This is a genomic window from Micromonospora orduensis (assembly GCF_006228125.1).
GTDB classification, from domain to species: Bacteria; Actinomycetota; Actinomycetes; order Mycobacteriales; family Micromonosporaceae; genus Micromonospora; species Micromonospora orduensis.
In genome coordinates, this window is record NZ_VDFY01000152.1 from 1 (window position 1) to 7524 (window position 7524).

The following is a 7524-nucleotide window of genomic DNA, read 5'->3' on the forward strand; positions in this document are numbered from 1 at the left end:
CCGCCGAGGCGGTCCGCCGGGCGGCCCGCGCCGCCCGGGGCGAGACGCGCGGCCTGGAGATCGGCGAGGTACGCGCGGCCGCCACCAACGCCAGCGGCGCGGTCGAGCCGCCGGCGCAGACCGAGACGGTGTGGGAGGGGCTGGCCCGCCCGGACGGCAGGCCCAACGGCGCCCGCCGCCTGCCGGTACGCCGGGAGCAGCCCGCGCCGCTGCCCGGGGTGACCTACCTGACCCCGTTCGCGTGGGGTGGGTGCGGGCTCATCCTGCCCCGCTACCCGGGCACCCGGGTGGCGCTGGCCTACCGCAACGGCGCCCCCGACGACCCGGTGGAGGTGGGCGCGCTCTGGCCCACCGGGCACGCCCCGGTGTCGCAGCCGGGGGACTGGTGGCTGTCCCTGCCGGTCGGAGTGGCCACCAACAGCCGCTCGTCGATCGGCGACACGGTGGTGCCCGCCGACCACGACGGCAAGGTGGCGCACGACCTCACCGACGGCGACGGCAACCGGGTCATCGAGCTGGGCGAGCTGACCGTGCGGGTGGGCCGGGCACAACTGCGCGGTCGGGGTCAGCGCCCGGAGCGGGCCGACGAGGCGGACAGCATCACCATCGAGCACGCCGCCGGCGGGTCCTCGATCGTGATGAAGCAGGACGGCTCGATCACCATCACCGCCACCCAGATCGACCTGGACGCGGGCAACGGCGCGGTGAACATCAGCGGCGGCACCGTCACCATCGCCGCCGACGACGTCGACGTCGACGTCAGCAACGCGATGAACGTCCACTGAGGAGGGCGACATGGCTTTCGTGCTCACCACGTCGAGCGACGTGCACTGCCCCAGCCAGGGCACGGTCTCCCCGGCCGGGCAGGGCAAGCTGATCGTGGCCGGCGCCGAGGTGACCCGGCTCGACGGCATCACGGGGAAGTCGGTGACCGGCTGCACGATCACCGACAGCAGCTCCACCGCGCAGTGCAAGAAGGTCGTCTCGGCGACCGGCGCCGCCGCCAAGCTGCTCGTCGGTGAGGTCGGGGTGGCGCTGGACACCCTCAAAGGCGCCACCAACGGCAGCACCCCCGCCCTGTCCGCCAGTGCCGGGCAGAGCAAGCTGAAGGCGGTCTGAGGTGGACCGCACCGAGCGGGAACGGCAGGCCGCCCAGCGCCGCTACCTCGGCTGGGGCCTCGCCTTCGAACCCACCATGCCCGGCGTGGACCTGGCCCGCGACGTCGTCTTCGACGACGGCCCGAACGGACGTGTGCTGGCAGTCGTCGCCGGCACCGACAACGTCGCGCAGAGCCTCGCGGTGGCGCTTACCACGCTGCGCGGCTCGAACGTCTTCGACGCCACGTTCGGCTTCGACGGGCTCAACGCCCTCGCCGAGCAGATCGAGCCGAACCTGATCCGCGAGCAGGTCCGCATCGGCATCATCACGCTGCTCGACCGCGATCCCCGAGTCCGCAGGATCGTCGACGTGAACCTCGACGACGGTCGGCTCGGCGCGGGCCGTGCCGACGACGCGGCGGCAGCCGCGCTGCGCTCGTCGCGCACCCTGCAGGTGCAGGTCCAGTTCGAAACCATCACCGACGACCGCCTCTCGGTGCATCTCGGGGAGCTGCCCAGTGTCTGATCCCACCCTCCCGGCCGAGCTGGCCGACGTCCTCGCCGTCGACGCCGCCGCGCTGCGGGCCACCGGCTCGACCGGCTTCGGCATCGTCGAGACCGGCTTCGTGCCTAAGTCCTTCGCCCGGCTGCTCGCCGAGAAGCTGGCCACCGCCCGCCTGCTGTTCGGCGAGGACGTCGACCTGACCAGCGGCGCGGTGCTGCGCAAGGTGCTCGAACTGGCCGCCCTGGAGGACGCCCGGCTGTGGGCGGCGCTCGGCGCCGTCTACGACAACTCGTACGTCGTCTCGGCGACCGCCGACGCGCTCACCCGACTCGGTGAGGAGCTGGGCATTCCCCGCCCGTACCTGCCGGCCCGGGGAACGGTGAAGCTGAAGCTCAAGGCCGCGCTGCCGGCCGGCCGTACCCAGCTGACACTGCCCCGGGGCGCCCGGCTCTCCACGCCCGGCGGGCACCACGCCGCCCTGGACGAGACGGTCGTGCTCTCCGCCGCCGTCGGCGAACGGGAACCGGCCGTCGCCGCGTTCTATCCGGGCCCCGCGCACAACCTCGACCCCACCCAGCCCAACCAGCGGATCGACCGCTGGAACCGGGCCGACACCCTGCTGGCCGACCTGGACGACGCCGAGCAGGCCGCCGGCAAGGAGCTGGTCCAGATCACCCACACCGTCGCGCTCACCGGGGGCGAGCAGCAGGTCTCCGACGCCCGCTACCGGCAACTGCTGCTGGCCGCGCCCCGCTCCATCTGGACGGCCGAGGCGATCGGCCTGGCCGTGACGACCGTCCCGGGCGTACGCCAGGTGCAGGTCTTCGACGGCCGGGGCGGACTCGACCTCAACCAGTCCATCTTCGGCAACTTCAACTTCATCGAACGGGTGTTCAGCACCGAACGCGACCTGGGCAACCCGTACTACGTCACGGTGCTCGTCGCGCCCACCGCCGCGGCCATCTGGGACGGCCCCGACGGGTTGCACGCGGCCGTCGAGTCGGTCATCGAGGACCTGCGCCCGGTGGGCATCTTCGCCTCGGTGGACCGGGCCGACGAGGTGGGCATCGGCGTCGAGGCGGACCTGGTGATCCGGGGACTTCCGCTGCCGACCGGCTCGAAGGAGACGGTGAACGCGTCCACCGCCGCCACCGAACTGCGCGCCCGGCTGCACGCCCGGCTGCGCCGCTACGTCGACGAGCTTCCCTTCGGCGAGCCGGTCCGGGCCGCCGAGGTGATCTGGACGCTGATGAACGAGCCCGGCGTCGCCGACGTGCGCGAGCTGCGGCTGGTCCGCTTCCCGGCCGACTCGGCGGTGGTGGTGACCGGCAGCGCGCCCACCGGCGACGGGCTGCAGCGACTACCCGTCGGCGACAACGCGGTGCTCGCCGCCAACCAGGTGCCCGTCTACGTCGACCGGGACGACCCCCGGCCGTTCCGGATCGTCTGAGCGGGGGCGCGGTGACCGACATCCGGGTACCCGTCGACGGGGCCGACCCGTCCGTGGAACGCAACCTCGTCGACCAGTTGGAGGGCCCGTACCCGGGCACCGTCCGGCGGGTCGTCGTGCCACTGGCCGGCACCGGCGCCGCCGCGGTGGACTGGACGAGCCGGCACCCGCTGCTCACCGTCGTGCTGCGCCGGGACCTGGCCGAGGAGACCGTCCGGGTGACCGTCACCGTGGACCCCGGCGCCGGCGAGCGGGTGCTCCCGCCGGTGGTCTTCGCGCCATGGTCGGCCGCCGGCGCGTCGGTCCCCGCGTACGTGCCGGACACCGCCGACGAGCCACTTGTCGCCCCGTTCGCCGTGGCCGTGGCCGCCGAGCGGGCCGGCGACGGCACTGCCGCCACGGCGGTCACCGGGACGGCGCTGACCGCCCTGGTCGAGCTGGCCGTGGTGGAGGGCAACCTGGGCCGGCTGCTCTACCTGGTGTCGTACGAGAAGCACCGGCTGCGCCGCGCGGCCCGGGAGGTGCACGCGTACCGGACCCTGGCGCACGCCCGACGCGACGCGCTGGACCGGATCGGCGCGGACGTCGGGGTGGCCCGCTTCGTCGACGAGCTGGTGCACGAGCCGGCCAGCGGCGAGGTGTACGCCCGCCGGCTGGCCCCGCCGGCCCGCGAGCCGGACGCGGCGTACGCCCACCGGCTCGGGTTGTACCGGCGGTTCCTGCTGCCCACCCCGGGCGCGGTCCGACGGCTGCTCAACGGCCCCGGCGCGGACACCGACCCGAACACCGGGCTCTTCGCCGACCTGCCCGGCGGCGCGCGGTTCACCGTGCGCGAGGACGACGACCGGTTCGCGGTGGCGATCCGGCTGGTCGCCGTCGGCGATCCGCAGCACCGCACCAACTTCCTCGCCCAACTGCGCCGGGACCGCCTCGTCCTGCCGGCGAACACCCCGCCGAACAACACCACGCACGCCGGCCGGGCGTTGCCGGCCAGCCGGCTGGCCGAGGTCACCGCGCTGCGGGCCAGCCTGCGCCAGTCGTACTCCTTCGACAGCTCGCACGGCGTCGCTCCGCCGCTGGCCGCCGCCCTGGACCGCGCCGGGCGGGTGTGCCGGGCGCTCGGGTCGTCCATCGTGTGGCAGGTGACCCGGGCGCAGGACGACACCGGTGGCAGCCGCTACGAGCTGGGCCTCGGCGTGGACGTGAGCTGGCCGACCCCGGCGCAGGCCACCGACCTGCGTAACCGGGTGCTGGACACCTCTCGGGCGGCCACCGCGGACCGGACCGCCGAGGCGCTGATCGCCGCCATGCGGGCGCGTGGCGTGCCGAGCGTCGGGGCCGACGGCGAACTGGCCTGGCTGTGGGGGGCGTGCGGGTTGCCGACCACGCACCGGATCAGCACCACCCGGATGTACCTGTCGCACCTGCCGACCCGAGGGCTGGCGGTGACCGCGCCGCTGAACGCCCCGGTCGGCGCCGACGCCGCGGTCGAGGCGCAGTTCCACGCACCCGGCGACCCGGGCGGCAACGCGCTGCTGCTCGCCGGTCTGGCCGCCGCCGCGACGGACTGGACCGGCGGCGGCGAGCCGGCCTGGACGTCGTTGACCGACGCGGCGGCCCGCACCCGGTGGGCGGCCGTGCCGACCCGGCCGGCCGGCCAGCCGATCGACCAGGTGCTGGCTGCCGCGGGCCTGCCGGCGGTACGGGACCCGGCGCCCGTGGTGGCCGCGCTGAACCGGCTCCCCGACGAGCTGGTGGAGACCATCGAACTGCCGGCGGCGCTGGCGTCCGCGCTGATCGCCGGGCAGCCCGCCGCCGGCGACCGGCTGGCCCGGCTGGTCGGGCTGCTGCGCGAGCGGCACCTCGCCGCCGCGCTGCCGCTTGTCGACACCGGCAACCGGGTGCTGCTGGTGTGCAGCGTGATCGGCCTGCCGCAGGCCGGGCTGAACCTGGCCGAGCGGCGGGCCACCGGGTTCCGCTGGTACACCGTGGGACTCGGCGGCGGCACCGCGGAGATCAAGGCGGTCGGCGCGCGGACCACGCTGCGGCCCACCCACGCCGGGCTGGTCGCCGTGGTCGCGCTGTCCTACGTGCGCACCGGGCTGACCGACCCGTACGAGTTCCGGGTCGAGCTGCCCGACGGGGTGGCGTTGACCCTGGCCCAGTACGAGCGACTGATGAACGCGCTGATGCGGGTCTGCCCCCTCGGCGTGGAGATCAACACGTTCGGCATCCGGCGCGACCACGTCGACCTCGACGACGACGGCACGGCCGAGCCGCTGCGCCCGGCGGTGGCCCGCACCTTCCGCACCTTCCAGCAGCGCCGGCACCGCGGCGTGTACGACCAGCTCTGAGAGGGACACCACCATGGCGAGCGAGATCAACTACGACGGGGTGACCGTCACCGAGCTGTACGAGGCGTTCACCAGGCACGGCATTCCGGCCTCGGACGCCAGCGTGCTGGTCTCCTCCTGGATCTACGAGAACGTGGGCACCGCGAAGCGGGTGTTCAGCTACGCCGAGCCGTTCCCGGCGGTGGAGCCGGGCTGCGCGCCGCCGCCGTTCGCCCGCACGTTCGCCCACACCGACTGGGTCGACGGCGAGGACGTGGTGCAGGCCGGGCAGACCCCGGGGGAGCAGGGCTTCAACGAGCGGTTCCACCGCATCGAACACGACCTGGACCACCTCGGCGCCGACGTGGCCAAGGCGTTCGCCTGCATGGCGGCGATGCGGGTGAGCCTGCGCCGACTGCTCGACGAGATCCGCGCCGAGATCAACCGACTGCACTCGACCGTGCACGGGAACAAGGTGGCTCCCGGCCCGTACACGATCGAGCAGATCCCCAACTACATCGGCACGCTGGACTTCGGCAAGTACATGGGCACCACGATGTTCATGGACAAGAAGGTGAGCATCTGGCAGACCAAGGCCGGAACCATCGTGCTGCCCGCCGTGGAGACCCTCGGCGTGGACGTGGTCGCCGGCCCAAAGGTCCGGGGCGCCGCCTACCTGGAGCGCTACGCCGCCGAGCACGGGGATGTCCGGCAGCGCTTCCCGAGCGAGGTGAAGCTCGTGGAGTTCATCCGCCTCTTCGGCGAGGACGAGGTGGCCGACGGGCGGACCGTCCGCGACGTGCTCAAGGTGCTGCCGGCCGACACCAGCTACCAGAGCCTCGACGCGATGTTCGCCGAGGTGAGCGAGCGGGAGGCGGTGATCGTCCGGACCACGGTCGGCGCCCAGTCGGCGGTCTCCGCCGCGCTCGGCATCGAGTCCGAGCTGGAGAACGTCGCCGACGCCGACATCGCGATGCTCGCCGGGGTGCCGACCAAGGCGCGGGCGGCCCTGGCCCGCGCCGGGATCAGCACCCTCGGCAAGCTCGCCGAGGCGCCGGCCGAGCAGGTGCTCGCCGTCATGAAGGAGGCCGGGGTACGCGCCGACGTCGGCGACGCCGCCGAGTGGACCGGCTACGCCCGGACGCTGAGCAAGCTGCGCTGAACGGTCGGCGGCGGTTCCGGCGAACGGCTGATCCACACCGTTCGCCGGGTCGGTGTGACGACACTGTGCTGGTGCGCCGACCGCCCACACCCGAGCGTTGAACTGCCACGGGGATCGGGTGTGAAAGGCGCATGCATGGCTGTTCACGAGGTGACGCACGACCTGCACGCCGAGGTGTACGAGACCGCCGCTGGGCGACCGCCCCGGTACGCGCTGCGGCTGCTGGGCGGGTTCGGGCTGGAACGCGACGGGCGGGCGGTGGCGGTGCCGCGGGGCGCCCGCCGGCTGCTGGCCTACCTCGGCGTACGCCAGCGCTGCGCCCGCTCCGAGGCTGCCGGCACGCTCTGGCCCGGCTCGCACGAGGACCGCGCCCGGGCGAACCTGCGCACCATGCTGTGGCGGCTGCACCGAGTCACGCCCGAGCCGCTCGTCGAGGAGCACGACCGACTGGCCCTGGCCGCCGGGGTGACAAGCGACGTGGCCGCCCTGAGCACGGTCGCCGCCGCCCTGCTGAACGGCGGACCGTCGGTGGGCGGTGCCGTACCGGTGCTGGCGACGGGTGAACTCCTGCCCGGCTGGTACGACGACTGGGTGCTGACCGAACGGGAACGGCTGCGCCAGACGAGGCTGTACGCGCTGGAGGCGCTCGCCGAGCGGCTCACCGCGCAGGGCCGGTACGGCGAGGCGGTGCAGGTGGCGTTGACCGCCGTGCAGCTGGAGCCGCTGCGGGAGAGCGCCACCCGGGCGCTGATCACTGTGCACCTGGCGGAGCGCAACATCAACGAGGCGGTACGGCGGTTCGAGCTGTTCCGCGCCGACCTGGGCCGGGAGCTGGGCGTCGCCCCGACACCCTGGCTGGAGCATCTGGTCCGCGCCGGCAAGGCCGGTGCGACCGTCCCCTATCCGTGACCGGCCGCGGTGCCCACCCCGCCATCCCGCCACTCCGCCGGGCCGTTGCCCTGGCGCCCTGCCGGCC

The 7524-nt window shown here is 74.1% G+C and carries 7 protein-coding genes; all 7 read left to right on the plus strand.

Annotated elements, in window-relative coordinates; genetic code table 11:
* The coding region (locus tag FHG89_RS32935) for a carbohydrate-binding domain-containing protein (RefSeq protein ID WP_167517411.1) at positions 1-785 on the plus strand (785 nt) is incomplete at its 5' end.
* Positions 786-795: 10 nt separating this feature from the next.
* Positions 796-1119 carry a hypothetical protein gene (locus tag FHG89_RS13960; RefSeq protein ID WP_139584813.1) on the plus strand — a complete coding sequence of 108 codons (324 nt, stop codon included), beginning with the start codon at positions 796-798 and terminating at the stop codon, positions 1117-1119.
* 1 nt (position 1120) lies between these two features.
* Positions 1121-1624, plus strand: coding sequence for a GPW/gp25 family protein (locus tag FHG89_RS32940; RefSeq protein ID WP_167517412.1), 504 nt, complete (start codon positions 1121-1123; stop codon positions 1622-1624).
* Positions 1617-3053: a baseplate J/gp47 family protein gene (locus FHG89_RS13965; protein ID WP_167517413.1), complete on the plus strand. Its 1437-nt coding sequence runs from the start codon at positions 1617-1619 to the stop codon at positions 3051-3053. Before FHG89_RS32940 ends, FHG89_RS13965 begins: the two co-directional genes overlap by 8 nt.
* Before the next feature lie 11 nt (positions 3054-3064).
* Positions 3065-5407, plus strand: coding sequence for a hypothetical protein (locus FHG89_RS13970; protein WP_139584815.1), 2343 nt, complete (start codon positions 3065-3067; stop codon positions 5405-5407).
* Positions 5408-5420: 13 nt separating this feature from the next.
* A complete protein-coding gene (locus FHG89_RS13975; RefSeq protein ID WP_139584816.1) occupies positions 5421-6548 on the plus strand; it encodes a hypothetical protein in 1128 nt (375 codons plus the stop codon).
* 135 nt (positions 6549-6683) lie between these two features.
* On the plus strand, positions 6684-7457 hold the full coding sequence (locus FHG89_RS13980; protein WP_139584817.1) for an AfsR/SARP family transcriptional regulator: 774 nt from the start codon (positions 6684-6686) through the stop codon (positions 7455-7457).
* Positions 7458-7524 lie beyond the last annotated feature (67 nt).

Bases quoted from the DNA above. Each gene is read 5' to 3' on its own strand.
- FHG89_RS13980 (WP_139584817.1), top strand. From the start codon at position 6,684: ATGGCTGTTCACGAGGTGACGCACGACCTGCACGCCGAGGTGTACGAG.
- FHG89_RS13960 (WP_139584813.1), top strand. From the start codon at position 796: ATGGCTTTCGTGCTCACCACGTCGAGCGACGTGCACTGCCCCAGCCAG.
- FHG89_RS13975 (WP_139584816.1), top strand. From the start codon at position 5,421: ATGGCGAGCGAGATCAACTACGACGGGGTGACCGTCACCGAGCTGTAC.